Consider the following 22483-nt stretch of genomic DNA (forward strand, 5'->3'; position numbering starts at 1 on the left):
CCGGAGGGTGCCGGTCGGCTGTGGCAGAACGGTGACAATCAGCCCCCACCTGCGCTCTCCCACCCCGCGCGAGCACCTGCACACTCCGTGTATACACACCGGGTATACACCGCGTGTACAGTCCTTCCCATGTCCATCGGTCACACCCTCCTGGGACTCCTGGAGTCCGGGCCCCGTCACGGTTACGACCTGAAGCGGGCCTTCGACGAGAAGTTCGGTCACGACCGGCCGCTGCACTACGGCCAGGTCTACTCGACGATGTCGCGCCTGCTGAAGAACGGTCTCGTCGAGGTCGACGGCATCGAGGCCGGCGGCGGCCCCGAGCGCAAGCGGTACGCCATCACCGACGCCGGCGTCACCGACGTGGAACGCTGGCTCGCCACGCCCGAGAAGCCCGAGCCGTACCTTCAGTCGACCCTGTACACGAAGGTCGTCCTCGCCCTGCTGACCGCGCGCGACGCGGCCGACATCCTCGACACCCAGCGGGCCGAGCACCTGCGCAGCATGCGCATCCTGACCGACCGCAAACGCAAGGGCGATCTGGCGGACCAGCTGATCTGCGACCACGCCCTGTTCCACCTCGAGGCCGACCTGCGCTGGCTGGAACTCGCCGCCGCGCGCCTCGACAAACTGAAGGCCACGGTGACCGCGTGAACGCTCCCGGGGGATCCCTGCTCGTCGCCGAGGACCTGAAGAAGGCGTACGGGCCGACCATGGCGCTGGACGGCGCCGAGTTCTCCATCCACCCCGGCGAGGTCGTCGCGGTGATGGGCCCGTCCGGGTCCGGCAAGTCGACGCTGCTGCACTGCCTCGCCGGCATCGTCACGCCCGACTCCGGTTCGATCCGGTACGACGGCCAGGAGCTCGCGACGATGAACGACGCCCGGCGCAGTCTGCTGCGGCGCACGGAGTTCGGGTTCGTGTTCCAGTTCGGCCAGCTGGTGCCGGAGCTGACCTGTGTGGAGAACGTGGCGCTGCCGCTGCGGCTGAACGGCACCTCCCGCAAGCAGGCCGAGCGCACCGCCCTCGGGTGGATGGAGCGGCTGGAGGTCGACGACCTGGCCCGGAAGCGGCCCGGTGAGGTGTCCGGCGGGCAGGGCCAGCGGGTCGCGGTCGCGCGCTCCCTCGTCACGAGCCCGCGGCTGATCTTCGCCGACGAGCCGACCGGCGCCCTGGACTCGCTCAACGGCGAGCGGGTGATGGAGCTGCTCACCGAGGCGGCCCGGTCCGCCAACGCGGCCGTGGTGCTGGTGACGCACGAGGCACGGGTGGCCGCCTACTCCGACCGCGAGATCGTCGTACGGGACGGCAAGTCGCGGGACATGGAGCGGGTCGTATGAACGCGAGGCAGTGGGGCCGCGATCTGGGTCTGGGGGTGCGGTTCGCCTTCACGGGCGGCCGGGAGGGCTGGATCCGCGCCGCGCTGACCGCGGTCGGCGTGGGGCTCGGGGTGGCGGTGCTGCTGCTGACGACCGCGATCCCCAACGCGCTCGCCGTGCGGCACGCGCGCGAGGAGGCCCGGCTGGACTGGCAGTTCTCCGGGGAGGTGCCGCCCAGGGGCGACGACACGCTGCTGCTCGTCGAGACCGACACCACCTTCCGCGGCAAGGACGTACGCGGTCGGCTGGTGGAGCCCGAGGGGCCAGGGGCCCCGCGGCCGCCCGGGGTGGACGCGTACCCGGCCAAGGGCACGATGCTGGTCTCGCCGGCGCTCAAGAAGCTGCTGGCCGCCGACGGCTCGGCGCTGCTGCGGGAGCGGCTGCCGTACCGGATCGTGGGGACGATCGGGGAGAGCGGGCTGATCGGCTCGCAGGAACTCGCCTACTACGCGGGCGGCTCCGGGCTGGCCGCGTACCTCGACGGCAACGGGGCGACCCGGCTGACGGCGTTCGGGAATCCGAGACCGTCGCACCAGGACACGGACCCGGTGCTGGTCCTGCTGATCCTCGTCATGATCGTGGTGCTGCTGATGCCGGTCGCCGTGTTCATCGCCGCGGCCGTGCGGTTCGGCGGCGAGCGGCGCGACCGCAGGCTCGCGGCCCTGCGGCTGATCGGTTCCGACGGCTGGATGACCCGGCGCGTCGCGGCCGGCGAGGCGATGGCCGGCGCCCTGCTCGGCCTGGTCGCCGGCACCGGCTTCTTCCTGATCGGCCGCCAGGTGGCGGGATCCGTCGAGGTGCTGGGCATGAGCGCCTGGCCCAGCTACCTCGACCCCTCGCCCCTGCTCGCGGCGCTGGTCGCGCTGGCGGTCCCCGCCGCCGCCGTCCTGGTCACGCTGTTCGCCCTGCGCGGGGTGGTCATCGAACCGCTCGGCGTGGTCCGCACCGCCAGGCCCACCCGGCGCCGGCTGTGGTGGCGGCTGCTGCTGCCCGTGGGCGGTCTCGCGATGCTCTACCCGATGATCGGCCAGGGCCGCGACAACGGTGCCTTCAACCAGTACCTGGTGTCGGGCGGCGTGCTGCTGCTCCTGGTCGGGGTCACGGCCCTGCTGCCCTGGCTCGTGGAGACGGTCGTGGCCCGGCTCGGCTCCGGCGGTGTGGCCTGGCAACTGGCCGTACGGCGACTTCAGTTGAGCAGCGGTACGGCTGCGCGGATGGTGAACGGCATCGCGGTGGCGGTGGCCGGGGCCATCGCCCTGCAGATGCTGTTCGCCGGGGTCGACGCCGACTACACCGAGGCCACCGGACAGGATCTGCGCCGGGCACAGTTGCAGGTGAGCGTGCCGGAGGGCGTCCCGCTGGCGGACACCGCCCGGAAGTTCGCCGACACCAAGGGCGTCACGAAGGTCACCGCGCTGTGGGAGGGCTACTTCGGCAACTCCTCCTGGAACAGCGAGAACGGCCCGGAGATCAGCTCGGAGCTGACCGTGGGCGACTGTGACGCGCTGCGCGAGGTGGCGAAGCTGCCCTCCTGCAAGGACGGCGACATGTTCGTCCTGAACGGAGCCGACTACGACACCGACTCCGCGAAGCTGAACAAGCCCGGCACGAAGCTCTACATCGAGGGATGGGGCAAGAACGGCCCCGAGAGCGTCTGGACCGTCCCTGCGGGAATCCGGGAGGTTCCCTCGGTCGAGGACCCCCGCAACCTGCAGCGCGGTGGCTTCGCGCTGACGACGGGCGCGCTGCCGAAGGCGCTGGAGAAGTCGGTCAGAGGTGCGGTGTACCTCTCGGTCGACCAGTCCGTGCCCGACGCGGCCGAATACGTCCGCAACACCACCTTCCACGTGGACCCGCTGGCCTACATCATGACCTGGTCGGCCACCAAGAAGGACCAGAAGTACACCACCATCCGCAACGGTCTGATGGTCGGCTCGGCCTGTGTCCTGCTGCTGATCGGGGCGAGCCTGCTGGTGTCGCAGCTGGAGCAGCTGCGCGACCGCCGCAAGCTGCTGTCGTCCCTGGTCGCGTTCGGCACCCGGCGGCGCACCCTGGGGCTGTCGGTGCTGTGGCAGACGGCGATCCCGATCGCGCTGGGCCTGCTGCTGGCGCTGGGGGTGGGACTCACGCTGGGCGCGGTCCTGCTGCGGATGACGGACAACGCGATCAGCGTGGACTGGCCGAGCGTGCTGGCGATGACCGGCTGCGGAGCGGCGGTCGTGGTGCTGGTGACGCTGCTGAGCCTGCCACCGCTGATCCGGCTGATGCGGCCGGACGGCCTGCGCACGGAGTGAGCGGGAGGGCCCCTCGGACACATCGTCGAGGGGCCCTTCGGGCGTTCAGAGCTGGTACTCCCGCACCACCCTGCGCACCTGCGCGAACAGCATGCCCACGTTGACGGACTTGCGGCAGACGACCACCGCGACGACGTCCTGCTGCTCGGTCATCCGCACGAACAGGTGGGTGAGGTTGTCGCTGTTGACGAGGATCTCCTGGAAGAAGTGGTTGTCGCTCTGGATGCCGCGCCGCTCCTTGAAGACGTCCTCGATCATGACGACCGTGCGGCCCTGGAACAGGTCGAGCGTCGCGCCCGCCAGCAGGTCGAGGACCTCGGGCGGATGGTTGTCGACCGTCTCGTACGAGAGCAGCATGCCGGTGGACATGTCGACGACGCCGGAGGCGACGCAGTCGGGGGCATCGGTACGGAGTGACTTGACCAGGCCCATCACCTGATCGGAGAAACCGGGGGTCATACGCTTCGTCGCCATCCCTTCAGACTCCTTCGGCGGTTTTCTCGGTGAGGATCAGATCGATGCGGCGCAGCGTCGGCTGGGTCGCCCGGTGCAGGCGCTCCACATCCATCCCCTCGTCCCCGAGTACGACCATCAGCGCGGTGTCGCCGACGGCGTAGAACGCGGCGCAGCCATGGCTGCCGTAGGTCACCGTGCGGTGCAGGGCACCGCGGGCGGTCGCCTCGGAGGTACGGCGGGCGAGGCCGAGGCCGGCCGCGGCGAGGGCGGCGAGGCCCTCCGGGTCGATCGAGTCGGCCGTGTCGGCGGCGATGAGCAGCCCGTCGGCCGCGGCGAGGGCGGTGTCGGTGATTCCGGTCACCTGCTCGCGCAGACCGCGCATCTCCTGTGCGAGGGCTTTATGGTCCATGAGGGCAACTCCCCTGATTCTGATCGCATATGACCGTCGGTTTTCCGTCGGGTTTGGGCGTGGGGCGTGGGGTGTGGGGTTTTTCGGGTTGTCGAAAGGCAGGCCGCTATTTCGCCGTCGGATTGCGGAGCCGGAAGAACTCCTTCCAGCCGGTTCCTCCGCCGGGGTGGTCCTCGGGGTCCTCGGGGTAGCCGGGTTCCGGGGCGAGGGCCTCGTTGATGCCGCTGGCACCCGGGCGGCGGCGGGGCAGGGCGGCCGGCTCGGGGGGCGCCGCCTCCTGCGGCGGGACGGGGGCGGGTTCCCGGGGCCGTACGCCCTGGCCGCCGGGCGGCAGCCGCACCGGGATCGGCTGGGGCGTCTCCCCGCACTCCAGCAGCCCCTCTGCCAGCATCCGGGCCACCGCCACGGTGACGGTGTAGACCCCGCGGCCGGTGCGGAAGGCGAGGTCGCGGGCGGTGCGCCGGCCGTCGGCGTGGGCGAGCAGGTCACGCTGGACGGGGCCGAGGCGGTCGGCGTCGCAGGAGAGGGCACCGGGCACCGGACGCTCCCGCTCGGGGCGTACCGGATACGGCATCGCGAGCAGCGCCGAGAGCTTGCGGGCCGCCTCCTGGAGCAGCCGGGTGGGGGCCTCGCCGATGGCGACCGGGGCGGGCGGCGGCCCGGTGGCCGGACCGCGTTCGCAGCCGTCGACGCTGCCCGCGACGACCGCGAACGCGGCGTCCTGGAGGGCCATCGCGCAGACCACCCGGAGCTGGGCGGCGCCCGCGTAGCCGTGGGCGATCAGGCCGGCGGCGGGCCAGCGGGCGCCCCCGGACTCCCGCACCAGCGCGGCCCACTCCTCACCGGCGATCCGCCCGGAACGCAGCAGCAGCGCCTCCGCACCGGGCGCGCCGGGCGACTCGATCGCGGCGATCAGTCCGCCGTGCAGATGGAAGATGCCGCCGGGTGAACCCGCCACCCACAGCTCGCCCGTGAAACCGTCGCGCACGCACGCGGCCAGGTCGCGTGCCAGCAGCTCGTAGCCCGACATCACTCCCCTTGACGTGTCGCACATACGCCTGACGCGTACTGCTGAGGGGGGAATGTCTATCAGCCCGGGCGCCCGCCCCCGTGGGGGATTTGCTACCTGCCCCGACCTGACGGAAGTTGTCTTGTCGGATGATTTAAATATTCTTGTTCGGCGTTCATTTGACCGAACGCAGAGAAAGTGGGAGCCATGTCGCTGGACGCGTTGAAGTCCGCCCTGCCGGACTACGCCGAGGACCTGCGGCGCAATCTGGACTCGGTCACCGGCGGTACGGCCCTGTCGGAGCAGCAGCTCTGGGGCACGCTCCTCGCGACCGCGATCGCGGTCCGCTCCCCGGTCGTGCTGCGCACGCTGGGGCCGCTCGCCCGGGCGAACCTCTCACCGCAGGCGTACACCGCCGCGAGGTCGGCGGCCGCCGAGATGGCGATGACGAACGTCTTCCACCGCACCCGCCATCTGCTGTCCGACCCCGGGTACGGCCGGCTGCGGGCCGGGCTGCGGACGAACGTGCTCGGCGATCCCGGGGTTCCCCGGGTGGACCACGAGCTGTGGAAGGTCGCCGTGTCCGCGATCAACGCGTGCGGGCTCTGTCTGGACGCGCACGAGCGGGCGCTGCGCGCGGCGGGGGTCGGACGTGAGGTGGTCCAGGAGGCGTTCAGGATCGCGGCGGTCGTCCACGCGGTGGGGGTGACGCTGGAGGCGGAGGCCGTCCTGGGCGAGTAGCCCGGCCCCGGTCCTCGGGCCCCCGGTCCTCGGGCCCCCGGTCCTCGGGCCCCGGTCAGGGCGCCTTGTCCTCGGGTGTCGCCGGCCGGGTCGCGGGCCCCACGGGCGGGGCGACGGGCGCCACGTCCGCCGCTGTCGCCCCGCGGGGCCTCGGCGAGGTCCGCAGGGCCGGCTCCTGGGCGTACGCCCTCAGATAGCCCACCACGGTGTTCGTCACCGCCACCAGGGGTACGGCGACCACCGCGCCGCCGATCCCGGCGACCAGACCGCCGGAGGCCACCGCCAGGACCACCGCAAGCGGGTGGACGCGGACCGCCCGGCCGAGGATGAACGGTTGCAGGATGTGGCCCTCGATCTGCTGCACCGCGAGCACCACGACCAGGGTCATCACGGCGGTGAACACGCCCTGGGTCACCAGCGCCACGACCACCGCCAGCGCGCCGGAGGCGACCGCGCCGACCAGCGGGATGAACGAGAAGAGGAAGATGAACACGGCCAGCGGCACGGCCATCGGCACATCGAGGAAGTAGATGCCGAGGCCGATGAAGATGGCGTCGATGAGGGCCACCACGACCGTGCCCCGCACATACGCCGTCAGTGTCGCCCAGGCCCGCGGGCCCGCCCCCGCCACACCCGGGCGGGCGGCGGCCGGGACCAGCTTGAGGGTCCACTCCCAGATCCGCTTGCCGTCGTAGAGCAGGAAGAGCGTCGAGAAGAACGCCAGCAGGATGCCGGTGAGCGCCTCGACGACGACCGTGACGCCCTCCAGGCCCGCCGAGGTGATGGAGTCGGTGTTGGCGCCGATCGCCTCGCGCAGGTTCTCGGCGATGCCGTTGATCTGCTTGTCGGTGACGTGGAAGGGGCTGTTGAGCAGCCAGCGGCGCAGATCCTCGATGCCGCCCTGGACCTGGTCGGAGAGGTTGTCGATGTTCTCCATGACCTGCCAGGTCACGAACCAGCCCATCAGGCCGATGACGACGAACCCGAGGATCGCGGTGAGGGCGGTCGCGGGTCCCCCGGGCACCCCCATGCGCTTGAGCCGGGCCACGGTGGGCTCGAGCAGGGCGGTCAGCAGCAGCGCGACCACGAAGGCCAGGACGACCAGCTGGACCGCGCTGATGACCCTGATCAGGACCCAGACCGTCCCGGCGAGCACCAGCAGCCGCCAGCCCGCCTCGGCGGCGACCCGGACGCCCCACGGGACGGCCTCGGCGGGATCGGGGCGCACGAAGGGCGGGGAGGGCTCCTCCGGGGCCGCCACGGTGGTCTCGGGCACCGAGGGCGCCGAGGGCACCCGGGGCGCCGAGGCCTCCGGCACCAACGCCGGCTCCTCGGGCATGCTCTCGCGCTCCACCTCGGCACGCCGCTCGTCGAGCCGCTCACCCATCTCGGTCAGACCGGCGCCGAGCCGGCCGAGCCACCCTGGCACTCGCGACATGATCCGCCCTCTTCCCCCGTCTCTCCCCACCACTCCCCCTGGAGTCGTCGGCACGTCGACCGTACAGGGCGATGGCCCCTCACCTATGGACGGGGAGGGGCTGCGCGGGGTTGAGCGCCGGCTCAGTACGAGCCGTTGGCCTGCCAGTAGTCCCAGGCGTCGCAGGGGCTGCCGTACCGCTCGTTCATGTAGTTCAGGCCCCACTTGATCTGGGTCGCCGGGTTGGTGCGCCAGTCCGCGCCCGCGGACGACATCTTCGATGCCGGGTAGGCCTGGACGAGACCGTAGGCGCCGGATGCGGGGTTGACGGCCCGGTAGTTCCAGGTGGACTCGTGGTTCACGATGTTGCTGAAGCACTGGAACTGCCCGGCCGGAACGATCTGCCGTGCGATGGCCTGGACCTCGGCGACGGTGTACGACGCCTGCTGCGGGAAGCTCGCGGTGCTGCCGGAGGCCGTGGTGGACTTGGTCTCCGCCGCGGCGCGCTGCTTGGCCTGTTCGGCTTCCGCGGCTTCCTTCTCGGCCTTGGCCTTGGCCTTGGCGACGGCGGCCTTCTGCTTGGCCACGGCGTCCTTGGCCGCCTGCTGACGGGCGGATTGCTCCGCCTGCTTCTTGGCGGTGGTGTCCGCGGCGATGGCCTGCGTGGCGGCCTGCTGGTGCAGCGAGGCCGTCTGCACCTCGGCCTCTTGGCCTATCGGTAGATCGGCGAGCAGCGTCGTGCCGCTCGCCGTGGCCTGCGCCTCGTCGTCACCGGGTGCGGTGTTGGCCTGGGCCACGCCCATGACGGCACCGACGGTGGTGACCGCGGTGGCCGAGGCCACCGCGAATCCCCGGGCGGAGTTCCGGCTCACACGCATTCCTTCGTTCGAGGGGGAAGTCGAGCTGCAAGGAGGTGCGGCCGGGAGCCGCCCGGACTCAGTACCAGTGGTTGGCCTGCCAGAACGACCACGCCTGGCAGGGGCTGCCGTACCGGCTGTCCATGTAGTTCAGGCCCCACTTGATCTGCGTGGCCGGGTTGGTCTGCCAGTCGGCGCCCGCGGAGGCGTACTTGCCGGCGGGCAGCGCCTGGAAGAGGCCGTAGGCGCCGGAGGAGGCGTTGACGGCGTGGTAGTTCCAGCTGGACTCGTGGTTCACGATGTTGCTGAAGCACTGGAACTGGCCGCTCGGCACCATCTGCGCGGCCATGGCCTGGATCTGCGCGACCGTGTAGGAACTCTGGATCGGGAAGTCGGCCGAGCTGCGGCTGGCCTTGGCCTTCGCCTCCGCGCGCTCCTTGGCCGCCTTCTCGGCGGCCTCCTTCTTCGCGACGGCGGTCTCGGCGGCAGCCTTGCGGGCCGCTGCCTCCGCTTCCTTCTTCGCGCCCTCGTCGGCGGCGATGGCCTGGTAGTTGGCCTGCTGCGCCACGGTGGCGGTCTGCACCTGGGCCTGCTGGCCGGCAGGGATGTCAGCGAGGAGCGTCGCGTCGCTCGCGGTCGCCTCAGGGTCGTTGTTCGGTGCTGCGATGCTGCCCGAGGCAACGCCGACAACGCTTCCGACGGCGGTGACCGCCGTGGCCGAGGCCACTGCGAATCCCCGGACCGAGATCCGGCTCACACGGTTTCCTTCCAGCAGCGCCCGCTTCGGTGACCCTGGCGGACGCGAATCGTGCCCCTGACGCTGGCCTCCCCTCGATGGGTCACGGGAGACACGGGCCCGGTGGGCAACTCCCGTGCGGGGAGCGCCGTGTGGTGCTCGGGCGGCATACGGCGACGCTATGGAGTTGGAGGTGGTGCGCGTGTGTTCCCGTACCCCTGGGGGTACACGTGTGCCGTATGCGGGGCCTGACAGAATCGAGACTCTGCCGTAACCGGATGCCGCAAGGCAATTCCGAGTTACGTGTGAAAGCTCACACCCTCGCGATCCCTGGATATTTCGCCGAACCCCCACACACGCCGGTGCCGCCCGGCTACGCTCACGACCTTTGCCGGACGGCACCAACTGACGCTCACAGCTTATGAAGTTGTGCGGCCAGGGTCAGATGTGTCCGTCCTCCAGCATTTCGGTCACAAGCGCCGCGATCTGGGACCTCTCGGACCGGTTCAGCGTCACGTGCGCGAAGAGCGGGTGGCCCTTCAGCTTCTCCACGACGGCGACGACACCGTCGTAACGCCCGACCCTCAGATTGTCCCGCTGGGCCACGTCATGGGTGAGAACCACCCGCGAATTGGCACCGATCCGGGACAGAACGGTCAGCAGGACGTTCCGTTCGAGGGACTGGGCCTCGTCGACGATGACGAAGGCGTCGTGCAGGGAGCGGCCCCGGATGTGCGTCAGGGGCAGGACCTCCAGCATCCCGCGCGCGGTGACCTCCTCGATGACCTCGCGGGACGTGACGGCCGACAGGGTGTCGAAGACCGCCTGGGCCCAGGGGCTCATCTTCTCGGCCTCGGAACCCGGCAGGTAGCCGAGCTCCTGCCCGCCCACCGCGTACAGCGGACGGAAGACCATCACCTTCTGGTGCTGACGGCGCTCCAGGACCGCCTCCAGGCCGGCGCACAGCGCCAGCGCCGACTTGCCCGTGCCGGCCCGGCCGCCCATCGACACGATCCCGACGTCCGGGTCGAGCAGCAGGTCGAGCGCGATGCGCTGCTCGGCACTGCGGCCCTTGATGCCGAACGCCTCCCGGTCGCCGCGCACCAGCCGGATGTTGCCGTCCGGGGTGACCCGGCCCAGTGCCTTGCCGCGCTCCGACTGGATGGTCAGACCGGTGTGCACGGGCAGGTCGGCGACCTCCGGGACGTACACGTGTCCTTCCTCGAAGAGGATGTCCACCTGTTCACCCGACAGGCCCAGTTCGGACATTCCGGTCCAGCCGGAGGAGTCCGTGATGGCGAGCTCGGCGCGGTACTCCTCCGCCAGGAGACCGACCGACGACGCCTTGATCCTGAGCGGCAGGTCCTTCGACACGACGGTGACGTCGAACCCCTCGGCCTGCAGGTTGCGGGCGACCGCGAGGATGCGTGAGTCGTTGTCCCCCAGCCGGTAGCCGCTGGGCAGCACGCTGGGGTCCGAGTGGTTGAGCTCGACACGGATGGTGCCGCCCAGCTCCCCGATCGGGATGGGGGCGTCGAGGCGACCGTACTTCACCCGGTAGTCGTCGAGCAGGCGCAGCGCCTGCCGGGCGAAGTAGCCGAGTTCGGGATGGTGCCGCTTGGCCTCCAGTTCCGTGACCACGACGATGGGGAGCACGACCTCGTGCTCCTCGAAGCGGGTCATGGCGTTCGGGTCGGCCAGCAGGACGCTGGTGTCGAGAACATAGGTGCGCCGGTCAGGCATACGGCGCTTTGTGCTGGTCACCACGGAAGGACGTACCCCCTCGGATGAGGTCGGGGAGCGACGGAGTGGAGCTGGACCGGTCGACGGCCCCGATGCACGGGCCGGGGACCGGCCCCCCGCTGCTTCTTCCGTGCCGTGACCGCACGGTCGGGCTGGTGCAAAGGGCCTCCCGGGCGGACGGCCCCGTGCCGCCCGCTGAGGATCCGACACCCGTGGTTCGGGCGTCGACCTGCTTGGCTTATGCCCTCGAAGATGCGCCGCCATGCCACGGCATATGACGGCGCACCGGTGAACTCCTTGTTACTTCCGCCCCTCGGTCAGCCGCCGTAACGGCGATGACGTGCCGCGTAGTCGCGCAGGGCACGCAGGAAGTCGACCTTGCGGAAGGCCGGCCAGAAGACCTCGCAGAAGTAGTACTCCGAGTGGGCCGTCTGCCACAGCATGAAACCCGACAGCCGCTGTTCGCCGCTGGTGCGGATGACGAGGTCGGGGTCGGGCTGGGCGCCGGTGTAGAGGTGGCGGCCGATCAGGTCGACGCTGACGGACTCGGCGAGGTCCTCCATGGAGACGCCCCGGTCGGCCGCGTCGGTGATCATCGAGCGCACGGCGTCGGCGATCTCCTGGCGTCCGCCGTAGCCGATGGCGACGTTGACCAGTATGCCGTCGACGTGGGCGGTGGCCTGTTCGGCCTCCTTCAGGGCGGTCTGCACATGGGAGGGGAGGATGTCCGGCGTGCCGACGTGGTGGACGCGCCAGCGGCCGTCGGCGGCGAGGGTGCGGACCACGTCCTCGATGATGCCGAGGAGGGGGACGAGTTCCTCCTGGGGGCGGTCGAGGTTGTCCGTCGACAGCAGCCAGAGGGTGACGACCTCGACGTCCGTCTCGGTGCACCAGCCGAGGAACTCCTCGATCTTCTCGGCGCCTGCGCGGTGGCCGTGCTCGGTGGTGGACCCCGAGGCCTTCGCCCAGCGGCGGTTGCCGTCCATGATGACGCCGATGTGCTTGGGCACCTGAGCGTGGTCCAGGTGGCCTTCCACCCGGCGTGCGTACAGCCTGACCAGAAGGCCGCGCAGCTTGTCGCGCAGGTTCACGTGATGTCAGCCCCTCCGTGCGAGTGCGGTCCCCGCGGGCCAACAGGGTACCGGTGCGGGGCGGTGCGGTGGGTTGTCGGGTGCGGGCGCGGGGGGTTGGGGCGCGGCGCCGCTCTCTGGTGCAAAAAAACGGGCCGGTCCGTGGGGGGGAGACGGACCGGCCCGAGGGGGGGTTTCCACCATAACCCTTCGTAAGTGATGCTGCGTGCATCGGCGCGAGACAATTACTCTCCGCGGTCGCTCGGCGACACCCAGATGACCTAACGGGGCATGATTCATGGGGTTCACATGGCCGGAACGCGGCGGAATCCCAGGGGAATGGCAGCGTTTACCGATGGATGCCGTGGTTTTGGCGTGACTTGGGCGCCACTCGGGCAGTTGTCCACCCGTCCCCCCGACGGGCTACCCCGGCCGCTCACGCCCGCTTGACGCGGACGGCGCCGCACAGCCCCCTCCACTGCGCGGTGCCGCCCGCGCAGCTTTGCTCACGCGAATTACCTGCGCTTGAACTTACGTGAGGCCCACAGCGAATGCGAACCGTTCGCGATAACGATGTGGAAACCTCATGGAGATTGTGCGCCGGTCTGCGCCGGAGTGAACCGGAATGCCCCTTTCTGCTTGTCCGGCGCCTCTGAGCGGACCGGACACGACCGGGACCGGCAGGCGCATGGCGGACAGCTCCGGTCCTCTTTGCCCGCCGCCGTCGGCGCCATGACCCCGGGCATCGGTGGGTAAGAGGCGTCCGCACGACGGCTGGAACGGCAGTTCCTGGCCAATCCGCTCGCGGCCGGCCCCGAAGGCACCACGGAGATCGTCGCGACCGTGCTCGGCGCGGACGCCCAGGTTCCCCCGGCGGCCGAGCTGTCGGTCGGCACCCGCGCCGAGGGGACGACACGGACCGGCGAACGGGCCGCGCGGGCCGGTCCGGCGCGGCGTGCTTCGGGCCGAACCGGGGCCCAAGGTGACGTACACCCGCCCGCCGCCGACGGCGCCGTGGCCGTCGTACGACCGTCACGGTCGAACCGCTCGGCCGCCTGACGGCCCGCCAGACCTGTGAGCTGCACGAACGGGCCGACCGCGGCCGCCGCGGGCCCAGGGTCGGGCGGGCGGTCAGACGGGCGGTCTGCGGGCCTCGACGAGGTGGCGGGTGCTGTGGGCGACGAAGGGGCCCTGCGCGGTGATCTGTTCGTGCAGGGCACGCAGGCGGGGCTCGTAGGCCTCGACGGTGAAGTCCGGCACCATCCAGATCACCTTGCGCAGGAAGTGGACGACGGCGGCGATGTCGTGGAACTCGATCCGCAGACGTTCCGCGCGCAGGTCGACGACCTCCAGGCCCGCCGCCTCGGCCTCGGCGCGCTCACGGTCGGGGTGGCGGTCGTGGCTCGCCCCCTCGGGCTGCGGGCCGAGGAAGTACTCGACCAGTTCGTAGACGCTGCGTGGCCCGACGTGCTGGGCGAAGTACGTCCCGCCGGGCCGCAGCACGCGGGCGATCTCGCTCCACAGGGGCCGTACCGGATGCCTGCTGCTCACCAGGTCGAACGCGGCGTCGGCGAAGGGCAGCGGGCTCGTCTCCGGGACGGCGACGACGGCGATGCCGCGCGGCCGCAGGAGGGCGGTGGCCCTGGCGACGTTCGCCGGCCACCCCTCGGTCGCGACGGTGAGGACGGGGGCGGGGGCGGCGGCTGCGGCGGCCCGCGCGAGGGCGAAGTCCAGGACCTCCCCGCCGCCGGTCTGGAGGTCGAGCACGGCACCGGCACCGGCGAGGCGTCCGGCAAGGGACACCGCGTACCCCCAGGAGGGCCGTTCCTCGGTCGCCCGCCCCTCGAACCAGGAGAAGTCCCACCCCTCGGTGGGAACGGCGGCGCCCTCGGCGAGAAGCTCCTGGAAGGTCGTGCCCGCCGTGCCCGTCGAGCCCGCCGTGCCCGTCGTGCCCTGGTGGCGGTCGTCGTCACTCATGGGGCGATCGTGGCAGGTGACCCGCAGTGCCCGCCGCCGGTTATTTGCTCTCAGCCCCGCTCGACGTCGTAGCGCAGCAGGACGACGCCGTTGCCGAAGGTGCGGGATTCGGCGAGGTGCAGGCCCGTGATCGTGCCGGTGTCCGGGAAGAGCGGTTTGCCGCGGCCGATCAGGACGGGGTGGACGTAGAGCCGGATCTGGTCGACGAGCCCGAGGCGGAGGAACTCGGCGGCGAGATCGGCACCGCCGAGCCCCAGGTCGCCGGGGCCCAGGTCCGCGTGGCGCCCCTCCTTGAGGGCCCGGACCTCCTCCGGGACGACCTCGCGCACGACGGTGGTGTTCCAGTCGGCGTGCTCCAGCGTGCGGGAGTAGACGTACTTGGGGATCTCCCGCCACAGGGCGGCGAATTCGGCCGTCACCGCGGGGGCCTCGGGGTCGGCGTCGGCGGTGGGCCAGAAATCGGCCATGAGTTCGTGGGTGACGCGGCCGCTGAGCAGAGCGGCCATCCGGGCGACGAAGTCGTTGGCGTCCTGGTGGACCTCGTCGTCGACGCGGTGCCACGAGATGTCCCGGTCCGGTCCCTCCATGTATCCGTCCAGGGACACCGACATCATCAGGACGATCTTCCGCATACGACGGCCACCTCTTCGTGTCCCGGCTCGCTACCGTGCCGAGGGTAGCGAGGCGAGCGAGGGGATGAGGTCCATGGCGCGCTGGCACGACGGGTATGCCGAACTGCTCGTGGCGGCGGACGACGGGTCCCCGCTGCGCATCCCCCTGGAGATCGCCGCCTCCTACCGCGCCCGCACCCGGGGCCTCCTGGGCCGTGACTCTGTCGACGGCGCCCTGCTGCTGACCCCCGCCGGCAGCATCCACACCTTCGGTATGCGCATCTCCCTCGACGTCGCCTACCTCGACCGCCACCTGAGGGTCATCGCCGTCCGCACCATGCCCCCCACGCGCCTGGGCCTCCCCCGCCTCCGCTCCCGCCACGTCCTGGAGGCGGCGGCGGGGGCGATGCGGGGCTGGGGGCTCCGGCCGGGCGTACGCGTCGAGGTGACCGACGTCAGCCCGCCGTCCTCGGGAAGGTGATCTCCACGCGGCGGTTCTTCTTGCGGCCCTCTTCCGTGGAGTTGTCGGAGATGGGGTACTGCTCGCCGTAGCCGCGGACCTCGAAGGTGATGGCGGGGTCGTTGAGGTCGCCGGCGAGTTCCGCCTGGACGGCGTCGGCGCGTTGTTTGGAGAGGACGTCGCCGTGGGCGGAGGAGCCGAGGTTGTCGGTGAAGCCGAAGACACGGACCAGCTTGGTGTTCTGCTTCTTGATCTCGTCGGCGATCACCGCAATCCGGGCCTTCGCCTCCGGGCCGAGCTTCGCGCTGTCCTTGCCGAACAGGACCTCGGCCTGGAGGGCGAACGTGACGTCCGCGTTGGTGTCCTCGCGCCGTTCGTCGCCGGACTCGTCCTCCACGACCTGCTTGATGTCGAGGACCTTGGGCGCGGCGAGCGTGCCGCCCTCGGGGAGCTTGAGGTCGGGGTCGTTGGGGTCCACCTCGACCGGTGCGGAGGCGGTGGCTTCGGTGCCCGGGGGGACGCTGGGGGTGGTGTCGTCGGCCAGGGAGGCGGGCGCCGTGCCGAGGACGAGGAGGGTGGCGGCGGCCACCGCCAGGGGCAGACGTGGGGTCATGGCCGGCCTCACCCGGAGATCTTGACGACCGCGCTGGGGAACAGCGGAAGCTGGAAGGTGACCTCCGTGCTGCTCGCCGGCGGCGCGGGGAACTGCAGGAACACGTCGATCGTTTCCCCCGCCTTCAGCGTCGAGAACCCGGTGGTGGTGAGGGGGCGGCCCTCTGTGTCGCGGAGGACGTAGTAGCGCTTCTTGCTCTTGGAGTCGACGAGGGTGGCTCCGCCGAGGGACAGTCCGTTGTTGATGATCTCCGTCTCGTTGCCGCTCAGCGCCGAGGGGATCACGGCTTCCGTGCCGCTGTCGTTCTTCAGGTCACCGTTGACAGTGATGAAGCCGCCCGAGTCCCGCACGGCCGACGTGATCTGGAGGAGCAGCCCGCTCGGCCCCTTCAGTTCGGCGAGGGGCGCGGCCGACTGGCCTTCCTGGGTGTCCGGCTGCGATCCGCCGGGCGAGGAGGCGGACGACGAATGCGGCTTCTTGTCGTCGCCACCGCCACCGCCACCGCCACCACACGCGGTCGCGCCGAGGGAGAGCCCGGCCACGATCGCCAGCGCGGCCATCCCCCGGCGGGCTTTCGCCGTGCATCGCATCTTCATCACTCTGCTTCCTTCGTCAGCCGCTGACCAGGTGGACGTCGAACAGGTCCTCGGGCCCGGGCAGATCGGTCAGGTCTTCCGGGTCGAGCTCCCAATCGGTTCCGCCGTCGCATCTGAGTGTCGGCAGGACGTCGACTTCGGCGTCCTCGCCCGGCGGATCGAACGTGCACCGCGGCTCGATCACCGCGACCGCGTCGGCGTGCGCGTGACGGTCCGCCGTGCCGGGCACCACCGACTCCCCGACGGTCTTGTCGGTCCGAGCCCTGACCCGGTAGCGCAGGGGTCCGTCCGGGAAACACTGGACCGTCGCTTCGTTCATCTCGGCCAACTGCTCAGCTCTCGGGCAGTTGTTGCTCCCGCCGTTGCCGTGAAAGATGCCCAGCCATTTCGCGGGGTCGAGCACGTCGAGCACCCACTCGTCGGCGAGCTCTTTCCGGGTCTCCTGGGCCGCCGCCAGGGCCGCCGCGTCGGCCGCGGTCTGGGCGCCGTTCCTGTTCACCGCCGCCTGGCCCACCGCGAAGTACGCGAGCGCGAGAAAGAGCAGGCCCGCCACCACCGTGATGTAGATGGGGAAAGCCTGCCCGCCATCACCGAGAAGGCGTGTCCGACGAGCTGTCAGGGCGCCACCTTGGCGATCTGCGCCCTGAGCTTGTCCACGATCGTCTGGCCCAGATTCGTGTTCGCGATCAGCACCACGATCGCCACCACCACCGCGATGATCCCCAGGTACTCGACCGCGGTCTGCCCCCTGTCGTCGGCGGTGCGGCGCCGTACCGCCTCCGTCACCCGGACCATGGCCGCGACGACGGTCCTCAGCAGCAGGTCGCTCATGGTGTTCCTCTCGGTTTGAGGCACTGGCAGGAGGAACGTAGGGCGCCCGGGGTGTCCCCGGCGAGGGTCCCAGGGCCCAATTTCCCAGCCACTTGGCCGCCGCCTCGGCGCGGCTGCTGCTGTGCAGCTTGGCGAAGATGCGGTTGATGTGATTCTTGACCGTCTTCTCGCTGATGAAGCATGCGGCGGCGATCTGCTGGTTGTTCATGCCCGAGGCGATGAGGTCCATGATCTCCGCCTCCCTCGCGCTGAGCTGGAACCCGGCCCGGTGACCCGACTCGTCAGAGAGTCCCACAGATGGTTGCAGTCGCGAAAGCGGTTCGGGTGAAGTCGCAAGTGGCAAGGTACTTAAGGGCAGTTCCGCGTGTGCATTCGCACTCTTGCGCGCAGTCCTCGCAGTCCTCGCGGTCCTCACCGCCTCCCTCAGCTCCTCCACCGTGAACCGCCCGTGCACCAGGTAGCCGCTCGCCCCGCCGCTCAGCGCCGCCCGTACGGTCTGCGGGTCGTGGCTGTACGTCAGCATCAGGACCGTGGTGATCCGGGCCAGGTGGGGCAGCGCCGTGAGGCCGTCGACGCCGGGCATGCGGACGTCGAGGAGGACCACGTCGGGGCGGTGGCGCAGGGCGGCCTCGCAGGCCTCGCGGCCGTCCGCCGCCTCCGCCACGACCGTGACGTCCGCGCAGCTCGACAGGAGCGCGGTGAGGCCCGCGCGGACCACGGGGTTGTCGTCGGCCACCACTACGCGTACGGCGGGCCGGTCCGGCATGGTGCCTCCTCTCCGAAGGTCAGGGTGGCCAGGGGGAGTTCCAGCCGTACCTCGGTGCCGGGGCGGGCCCGGGCGTCGCTGGCGATGCGCAGGCGGGCGCCCACACAGGCGGCCCGTTCCGCCATGCCGAGGAGGCCGAAGCGGCCGGTGGCGCGGAGGTGTTCGAGGGTGGTGCCGGGAGGCAGGCCGCGGCCGTCGTCGTGGACGGTGAGGGTGAGGAGGTCGTCCTCGACGCCCGCGCGGACCTCGACCGCCGTGGGGTCGGCGTGGCGGTGCGCGTTCTCCATGGCTTCGGCGGTGATGGTGAGGAGCTGGCGCGCCACCGCCGGGGGCACGGGGAGGGTCGTACGGTCGCCGGTGGGACGGTAGGTGACCCGCAGGCCGGTGCGTTCGGCGAAGTCGTCCGCGTGGGCCGCCAGTTCGGGCAGGACGTCCACCCCACCGCCTTCACCGGCCCGTGGCGGCGCCTGGCGCAGGTCGGCGAGCAGGTCGCGGGACTCGGCGGCGGCGCGGCGGGCCGAGGTCGCGACCAGCTCGGCCTGCCGCCGTACGTGTGCGGGGTCCGCCGCGGCGGCCAGGGCGTCCGCCGCGAGGGCGACGCCGTGCAGGGTCTTGGCCACGGAGTCGTGCATCTCGCGGGCGAGGCGGGCGCGTTCGGCGGTCACCGCCTCGGCGGCGGCGAGCCGGGCGCGGACGGCGGCGAGGGCGTGGGTGGCCTCACCGAAGCGCAGGAGCAGCCCGCGCAGGGTGGAGCCGACCGCTCCGGTGATGACGCAGAAGCCGGGGAGCAGGAGGTGTTCGGCCAGGCCCGCGCCAGAGCCCGCGCCGGCGCCCGCGCCCCGGCCGACGGTCGCCTGGACCAGCAGCAGGATCAGCGACTGGAGCGAGGCGAAGCAGGCGGCGCCGCGCCAGCCGTAGACGATGCCGGCGAGGAGGGGGGTGCAGACACTGACGTACGCGAGGGTGGTGTCGGGGCCGGCGGAGATCAGCAGCAGCGTCCCGACGAGGGTGTCGGCGGCCAGCAGGGCGGGGTGGCGCAGGAGGAGGGGGCCGAAGCGTTCCCAGTCGCGGAAGAGGACGTAGGAGCCCATGAAGGTGACGACCACGGCCGCGCCGACGAGGCGGACGCCCAGGCCCGGGGAGGCGTGCAGCAGGGCGGACGGGGCGGCCACGGCGATCATCGCCAGGCGGAAGCCGAAGACCTGACGGCACATGGCCTGGACGGCGTTCGCCTGGAGGCGGACGCCGTCCGGGCCCGCGCTGCCCGCGCCTGCGCCTGCGCTGCCCAAGGTGTCCCTCATGACCGGCCGCCTACTCCCCCGTGATCGAGCTGAAGTCGGTGCCGGAGCCCAGCAGCATGCCCGCGCCGAGCAGGAGCATCGTCGCCGGGACCATGAACGTGGTGATCATCAGCGTGGCCTTGGGGACGGCGCGGGCGGCCTTGCGGCGGGCGTTCTGGGCGTCCGTGCGGCGCATGTCCTTGGCGATGGCGACGAGCGTGTCGACGATCGGCGCGCCCAGCTCCTCACCCTGCTGGAGGGCGGTGACGAACATGGCGACCTGCTCGGAGTCGTTGCGGCGGCGGAGCTCCTCGAAGGCCTCGCGGCGGCTGACGCCGAGGTCCATCTGGCGGAGCGTGATGCGGATCTCGTCCGCCCACGGGCCCTCGTACTTGGAGGCGACCCGGTCGAGGGCCTGGCGGAAGCCGAGGCCGGCGCTGACGACGACGGCGAGGACGTCGAGGAAGTCGGGCAGGGTGCGTTCGATGGCGTCCTTGCGGACCCGGATCGCCGACCAGATGCCGACCTCGGACCAGAAGGCGGCGAAGGCCAGCATGAGCAGGGCGACGAAGAAGCTGCCCTGGAGGAGGGCGGCCAGCGCGCCGACGCCGCCGATCGCGCCGTAGACCGCGCGGCGGGCCGCGTACCGGTCGATCGTCAGGCCCCCGGGGTTGCCCGCGAGGTCGATGCGGCGGCGGTAGCGGGCGACCTGCTTGGGGCCCATCAGACGCAGGACGGCGGGCGCGTACCGCATGCCCATGCGGTCGACGAGGGAGCCGACGGCGCTGGTGCGGGTGGCGCCGACCTCCAGGGCGAGGACGAGGTCGCTGGGGAGTTTCACCTCGGCCCGGTACATCCGGATCCCGGCGAAGATCCCCCAGACGGCGAGGCCCATGGCGAGGGCCAGCAGGAGTTCCACGGTGTACGTCCCCTCCTCAGACGTCGATGCGGGACATACGGCGGATGAGGACGAAGCCGACGGCGTAGAGGCCGAAGGCGACGATCACACAGGCCTGGCCGACGGCGGAGGACGTCATCCGGTCGAGGGTGCCGTCGTTGACGCCGTCCATGAGGAACAGGGCGCCGACGCCGAGCACCGGCACGGCGTACGAGGTCATGTTGACCTGGGAGAGCTGGGTGCGGACCTCGCGCCGGGTCTCCTTGCGTTCCTCCAGGGTCTCGGTGAGGTTGCGCAGGGCGCCGACGACCTGGCCGCCGGCCCGGTTGGAGAGGATCAGGGTGGTGACGAGGACGACGAGCTCGCGGGAGGGGAGGCGTTCGGCGAGTTCACCGAGGGCGTCGTCGATGGAGTGGCCGATGGCCAGCTGATCGGCGACCTTGGCGAGTTCCTCGCCGGCCGGCGCCTCCAGCTCCTCCGCGGCCATGCCGATCGCGGTGCGCAGGGCGAGACCGGCGTGGGTGGCGTTGGCCAGGATGCGGGCCAGCTCCGGGAGTTGGTTGATGAACCTCTCGATGCGTTTCTGGCGCTGCCAGTTGAGGAACTGCAGGGCCGCCCAGAGGCCGAGGAGTCCGGCGAGCGGGCCGAAGAAGGGGGCCAGGACGGCCTGGCCGACCAGCCAGAGGCCGGCCACGGTGGCGAGCATGGAGACGAAGAACTCGCCGGGGGTGACGTCCAGGCCGGTGGCGGCGAGTCTCCGTTCCAGTCCGCGGCCCGTCCTCGTCCGGCGCAGCCGGCGGTCCAGCTCGCGGAAGCGGCGCCGGCGCCCCTCCAGGGGGGCCTGGCCGGTGGCGGACAGGCGCTCGACGAGGGCGGCGCGCTGGGCGTGGCCCTTGGCGTAGACGTGCACGCCCACGACGGCCAGGGCGCAGGTCAGGAGCGTCACACCGGTGGTGAGGGTGATGAGGGTGTCGAGGGTCATCGCTGCTACCGGGCTTCCCTGGTCGTGAGTTCGAGTGCGTCGCGGGCGACCCCGAACGCCTGGGGGATCGGCTGGCCCGCCAGGTAGAGGCGGTCGGCGGTGCGGCGCGGGAGGGGGAAGTACCCGAAGGCGCCGTGGACGCGGCCGTCGGCGGTCATCGGGCGGGCGTCGAAGCGGGCGACGGTGGCCAGCCGGAAGGCCTCCGAGCCGTGGCTGTCGAGGAGGGCGATCTCGGTGATCCGGCGGGCGCCGTCGGCGAACCGGGTGAGCTGCACGATGACGTCCACCGCGCTGTTGATCTGGTCGTGGAGGGCGACGAAGGGGATCTCCACGTCGGACATGGAGGCGAGGGTCTGAAGCCGCATCAGCGCGTCCTCGGCGCTGTTGGCGTGGACGGTGGCGAGGGAGCCGTCGTGGCCGGTGGACATCGCCTGGAGCATGTCGAGGGACTCGCCGCCGCGGACCTCACCGACGACGATCCGGTCGGGGCGCATCCGCAGCGAGTTGCGCACCAGGTCGCGGATGGTGATCCGGCCGTTGCCCTCGACGTTCGGCGGCCGGGACTCCAGGCGGATGACGTGGGACTGCTGGAGCTGGAGTTCGGCGGAGTCCTCGATGGTGATGATCCGCTCGCCCTCGGGGATCAGCCCGGACAGGGCGTTGAGCAGCGTGGTCTTCCCGGTGCCGGTGGCGCCGGAGACGATCACGTTGAACTTGGCCTGCACCAGCCCGGCGAGCAGATACAGCATCGGTTCGTCGAGGGAGCCGAAGCCGATCAGCTCGTTGAGGGTGAAGGAGCGCGGGAAGCGGCGGATGGTGAGGATCGGGCCGGTCAGGGAGAGCGGCGGGATGATCACGTTGACGCGTTCGCCGGACGGGAGGCGGGCGTCGACCATCGGGTTCGTCTCGTCGACGCGGCGGTTGACGGTGGAGACGATGCGTTCGATGGTCTGCATGAGCTGGTCGTTCGAGGCGAACCGCAGCGGGAGCTGCTCCACCCGGCCGGCCCGCTCGACGAAGATCGCGTCGGGGCCGTTCACCATGATCTCGGTGACGGAGGCGTCCTCGAGGAGCGGCTCCAGGATGCCGAGGCCGAGGGCCTCGTCGACCACCCGCCGGATCAGCTGCGCGCGCTCGCCCGTCGACAGCACCGGGCCCTCGCGGCTGATGATGTGTCCGAGGACGCGCTCCAGCCGGGCCCGGCGTTCGGCCGCGGCGAGCGAGCTCATCTCGGCGAGGTCGATCTCCTCCAGGAGTTTGGCCCGGTACGAGGAGACCAGGTGGCCGTCCTCGCCGCGCCCGCCGCTCTCCTCGGGGGAGCTGATGCGTGCCCGCAGGCTCATGGCGGTGTCGCCTTC

At 71.3% G+C, this 22483-nt stretch carries 23 protein-coding genes and 1 pseudogene; 5 read left to right on the forward strand and 19 right to left on the reverse strand.

Going from position 1 to position 22483, the window contains the following annotated elements:
• The first annotated feature begins 129 nt into the window (after positions 1-129).
• Genes AQJ58_RS11650 through AQJ58_RS11660 form a run of 3 tightly spaced genes read left to right on the forward strand, consistent with a single transcriptional unit; the run spans position 130 to position 3673 of the window.
• Complete coding sequence (locus AQJ58_RS11650) at positions 130-654, forward strand: PadR family transcriptional regulator (protein WP_055633843.1); 525 nt, start codon at positions 130-132, stop codon at positions 652-654.
• Complete coding sequence (locus tag AQJ58_RS11655) at positions 651-1340, forward strand: ABC transporter ATP-binding protein (protein WP_067248476.1); 690 nt, start codon at positions 651-653, stop codon at positions 1338-1340. The genes AQJ58_RS11650 and AQJ58_RS11655 overlap by 4 nt, the downstream gene beginning before the upstream one ends.
• On the forward strand, positions 1337-3673 hold the full coding sequence (locus AQJ58_RS11660) for an FtsX-like permease family protein (protein ID WP_067248479.1): 2337 nt from the start codon (positions 1337-1339) through the stop codon (positions 3671-3673). Before AQJ58_RS11655 ends, AQJ58_RS11660 begins: the two co-directional genes overlap by 4 nt.
• Before the next feature lie 45 nt (positions 3674-3718).
• Here AQJ58_RS11660 and AQJ58_RS11665 read toward each other — a convergent pair whose 3' ends face one another.
• The 3 genes from AQJ58_RS11665 to AQJ58_RS11675 form a co-directional block, all read right to left on the reverse strand.
• Positions 3719-4147, reverse strand: a complete 429-nt coding sequence (locus tag AQJ58_RS11665; protein ID WP_067248480.1) for a hypothetical protein — start codon at positions 4145-4147, stop codon at positions 3719-3721.
• Between the two features lie 4 nt (positions 4148-4151).
• Positions 4152-4538, reverse strand: coding sequence for a roadblock/LC7 domain-containing protein (locus tag AQJ58_RS11670; protein ID WP_067248484.1), 387 nt, complete (start codon positions 4536-4538; stop codon positions 4152-4154).
• Between the two features lie 106 nt (positions 4539-4644).
• Positions 4645-5568: a MarR family transcriptional regulator gene (locus tag AQJ58_RS11675; RefSeq protein WP_067248486.1), complete on the reverse strand. Its 924-nt coding sequence runs from the start codon at positions 5566-5568 to the stop codon at positions 4645-4647.
• A gap of 186 nt (positions 5569-5754) precedes the next feature.
• On the opposite strand from AQJ58_RS11675, the gene AQJ58_RS11680 reads away from it, so the two are divergent.
• On the forward strand, positions 5755-6288 hold the full coding sequence (locus tag AQJ58_RS11680; RefSeq protein ID WP_067248489.1) for an alkylhydroperoxidase, AhpD family: 534 nt from the start codon (positions 5755-5757) through the stop codon (positions 6286-6288).
• A 55-nt stretch (positions 6289-6343) separates the two neighbouring features.
• Here AQJ58_RS11680 and AQJ58_RS11685 read toward each other — a convergent pair whose 3' ends face one another.
• The 7 genes from AQJ58_RS11685 to AQJ58_RS11720 form a co-directional block, all read right to left on the reverse strand.
• Entirely contained in the window at positions 6344-7726 is a 1383-nt protein-coding gene (locus AQJ58_RS11685) for an AI-2E family transporter (protein ID WP_067248496.1), read from the reverse strand.
• A 122-nt stretch (positions 7727-7848) separates the two neighbouring features.
• Positions 7849-8577 (reverse strand): aggregation-promoting factor C-terminal-like domain-containing protein, encoded by a 729-nt coding sequence (locus AQJ58_RS11690; RefSeq protein WP_067248499.1) that lies wholly within the window; start codon positions 8575-8577, stop codon positions 7849-7851.
• 64 nt (positions 8578-8641) lie between these two features.
• The gene (locus tag AQJ58_RS11695; RefSeq protein ID WP_067248502.1) at positions 8642-9319 is read right to left on the reverse strand and encodes an aggregation-promoting factor C-terminal-like domain-containing protein; all 678 of its coding nucleotides are present in this window, start codon (positions 9317-9319) and stop codon (positions 8642-8644) included.
• A 420-nt stretch (positions 9320-9739) separates the two neighbouring features.
• Positions 9740-11065, reverse strand: a complete 1326-nt coding sequence (locus AQJ58_RS11700; RefSeq protein WP_067248504.1) for an RNA 5'-3' helicase PhoH2 — start codon at positions 11063-11065, stop codon at positions 9740-9742.
• 293 nt (positions 11066-11358) lie between these two features.
• Positions 11359-12132 carry an isoprenyl transferase gene (locus AQJ58_RS11705; RefSeq protein ID WP_067248507.1) on the reverse strand — a complete coding sequence of 258 codons (774 nt, stop codon included), beginning with the start codon at positions 12130-12132 and terminating at the stop codon, positions 11359-11361.
• A gap of 1110 nt (positions 12133-13242) precedes the next feature.
• Complete coding sequence (locus AQJ58_RS11715) at positions 13243-14088, reverse strand: methyltransferase domain-containing protein (protein ID WP_067248511.1); 846 nt, start codon at positions 14086-14088, stop codon at positions 13243-13245.
• Positions 14089-14138: 50 nt separating this feature from the next.
• The gene (locus AQJ58_RS11720; protein ID WP_067248514.1) at positions 14139-14720 is read right to left on the reverse strand and encodes a dihydrofolate reductase family protein; all 582 of its coding nucleotides are present in this window, start codon (positions 14718-14720) and stop codon (positions 14139-14141) included.
• A 73-nt stretch (positions 14721-14793) separates the two neighbouring features.
• Here AQJ58_RS11720 and AQJ58_RS11725 point away from each other — a divergent pair, with 73 nt between their 5' ends.
• On the forward strand, positions 14794-15180 hold the full coding sequence (locus AQJ58_RS11725) for a DUF192 domain-containing protein (RefSeq protein ID WP_067248517.1): 387 nt from the start codon (positions 14794-14796) through the stop codon (positions 15178-15180).
• On the opposite strand, the gene AQJ58_RS11730 is transcribed toward AQJ58_RS11725, so the two are convergent.
• From AQJ58_RS11730 to AQJ58_RS11765, 9 genes and pseudogenes are all read right to left on the reverse strand, one after another.
• On the reverse strand, positions 15155-15772 hold the full coding sequence (locus tag AQJ58_RS11730) for an OmpA family protein (protein ID WP_067248520.1): 618 nt from the start codon (positions 15770-15772) through the stop codon (positions 15155-15157). The genes AQJ58_RS11725 and AQJ58_RS11730 overlap by 26 nt on opposite strands.
• An 8-nt stretch (positions 15773-15780) precedes the next feature.
• Positions 15781-16368 carry a hypothetical protein gene (locus AQJ58_RS11735; protein ID WP_067248522.1) on the reverse strand — a complete coding sequence of 196 codons (588 nt, stop codon included), beginning with the start codon at positions 16366-16368 and terminating at the stop codon, positions 15781-15783.
• A gap of 16 nt (positions 16369-16384) precedes the next feature.
• Entirely contained in the window at positions 16385-16987 is a 603-nt protein-coding gene (locus AQJ58_RS11740) for a pilus assembly protein TadG-related protein (RefSeq protein ID WP_067249656.1), read from the reverse strand.
• Positions 16984-17199, reverse strand: a complete 216-nt coding sequence (locus tag AQJ58_RS11745) for a Flp family type IVb pilin (RefSeq protein WP_067249653.1) — start codon at positions 17197-17199, stop codon at positions 16984-16986. The genes AQJ58_RS11740 and AQJ58_RS11745 overlap by 4 nt, the downstream gene beginning before the upstream one ends.
• Before the next feature lie 64 nt (positions 17200-17263).
• Positions 17264-17965: pseudogene (locus tag AQJ58_RS40645) on the reverse strand (response regulator transcription factor); the annotation flags it as partial.
• Entirely contained in the window at positions 17938-19266 is a 1329-nt protein-coding gene (locus AQJ58_RS11750) for a sensor histidine kinase (RefSeq protein ID WP_079078869.1), read from the reverse strand. The pseudogene AQJ58_RS40645 and the gene AQJ58_RS11750, both read right to left, overlap by 28 nt.
• A 10-nt stretch (positions 19267-19276) precedes the next feature.
• On the reverse strand, positions 19277-20164 hold the full coding sequence (locus AQJ58_RS11755) for a DUF5936 domain-containing protein (RefSeq protein ID WP_107122023.1): 888 nt from the start codon (positions 20162-20164) through the stop codon (positions 19277-19279).
• Positions 20165-20180: 16 nt separating this feature from the next.
• Positions 20181-21125, reverse strand: coding sequence for a type II secretion system F family protein (locus AQJ58_RS11760; protein ID WP_067248525.1), 945 nt, complete (start codon positions 21123-21125; stop codon positions 20181-20183).
• Positions 21126-21130: 5 nt separating this feature from the next.
• Positions 21131-22468 carry a TadA family conjugal transfer-associated ATPase gene (locus AQJ58_RS11765; RefSeq protein WP_067248528.1) on the reverse strand — a complete coding sequence of 446 codons (1338 nt, stop codon included), beginning with the start codon at positions 22466-22468 and terminating at the stop codon, positions 21131-21133.
• Between the last annotated feature and the right edge of the window lie 15 nt (positions 22469-22483).

The organism is Streptomyces sp. DSM 15324 (assembly GCF_001514285.1).
In the GTDB taxonomy this organism is placed as follows: Bacteria; Actinomycetota; Actinomycetes; order Streptomycetales; family Streptomycetaceae; genus Streptomyces.

Coding starts and splice junctions, on each gene's coding strand:
- AQJ58_RS11660 (WP_067248479.1), top strand. CDS start 1,337: ATGAACGCGAGGCAGTGGGGCCGCGATCTGGGTCTGGGGGTGCGGTTC.
- AQJ58_RS11750 (WP_079078869.1), bottom strand. CDS start 19,266: ATGAGGGACACCTTGGGCAGCGCAGGCGCAGGCGCGGGCAGCGCGGGC.
- AQJ58_RS11715 (WP_067248511.1), bottom strand. CDS start 14,088: ATGAGTGACGACGACCGCCACCAGGGCACGACGGGCACGGCGGGCTCG.
- AQJ58_RS11670 (WP_067248484.1), bottom strand. CDS start 4,538: ATGGACCATAAAGCCCTCGCACAGGAGATGCGCGGTCTGCGCGAGCAG.
- AQJ58_RS11720 (WP_067248514.1), bottom strand. CDS start 14,720: ATGCGGAAGATCGTCCTGATGATGTCGGTGTCCCTGGACGGATACATG.
- AQJ58_RS11680 (WP_067248489.1), top strand. CDS start 5,755: ATGTCGCTGGACGCGTTGAAGTCCGCCCTGCCGGACTACGCCGAGGAC.
- AQJ58_RS11685 (WP_067248496.1), bottom strand. CDS start 7,726: ATGTCGCGAGTGCCAGGGTGGCTCGGCCGGCTCGGCGCCGGTCTGACC.
- AQJ58_RS11650 (WP_055633843.1), top strand. CDS start 130: ATGTCCATCGGTCACACCCTCCTGGGACTCCTGGAGTCCGGGCCCCGT.
- AQJ58_RS11725 (WP_067248517.1), top strand. CDS start 14,794: ATGGCGCGCTGGCACGACGGGTATGCCGAACTGCTCGTGGCGGCGGAC.
- AQJ58_RS11745 (WP_067249653.1), bottom strand. CDS start 17,199: ATGAGCGACCTGCTGCTGAGGACCGTCGTCGCGGCCATGGTCCGGGTG.
- AQJ58_RS11665 (WP_067248480.1), bottom strand. CDS start 4,147: ATGGCGACGAAGCGTATGACCCCCGGTTTCTCCGATCAGGTGATGGGC.
- AQJ58_RS11730 (WP_067248520.1), bottom strand. CDS start 15,772: ATGACCCCACGTCTGCCCCTGGCGGTGGCCGCCGCCACCCTCCTCGTC.
- AQJ58_RS11760 (WP_067248525.1), bottom strand. CDS start 21,125: ATGACCCTCGACACCCTCATCACCCTCACCACCGGTGTGACGCTCCTG.
- AQJ58_RS11735 (WP_067248522.1), bottom strand. CDS start 16,368: ATGAAGATGCGATGCACGGCGAAAGCCCGCCGGGGGATGGCCGCGCTG.
- AQJ58_RS11675 (WP_067248486.1), bottom strand. CDS start 5,568: ATGTCGGGCTACGAGCTGCTGGCACGCGACCTGGCCGCGTGCGTGCGC.
- AQJ58_RS11765 (WP_067248528.1), bottom strand. CDS start 22,468: ATGAGCCTGCGGGCACGCATCAGCTCCCCCGAGGAGAGCGGCGGGCGC.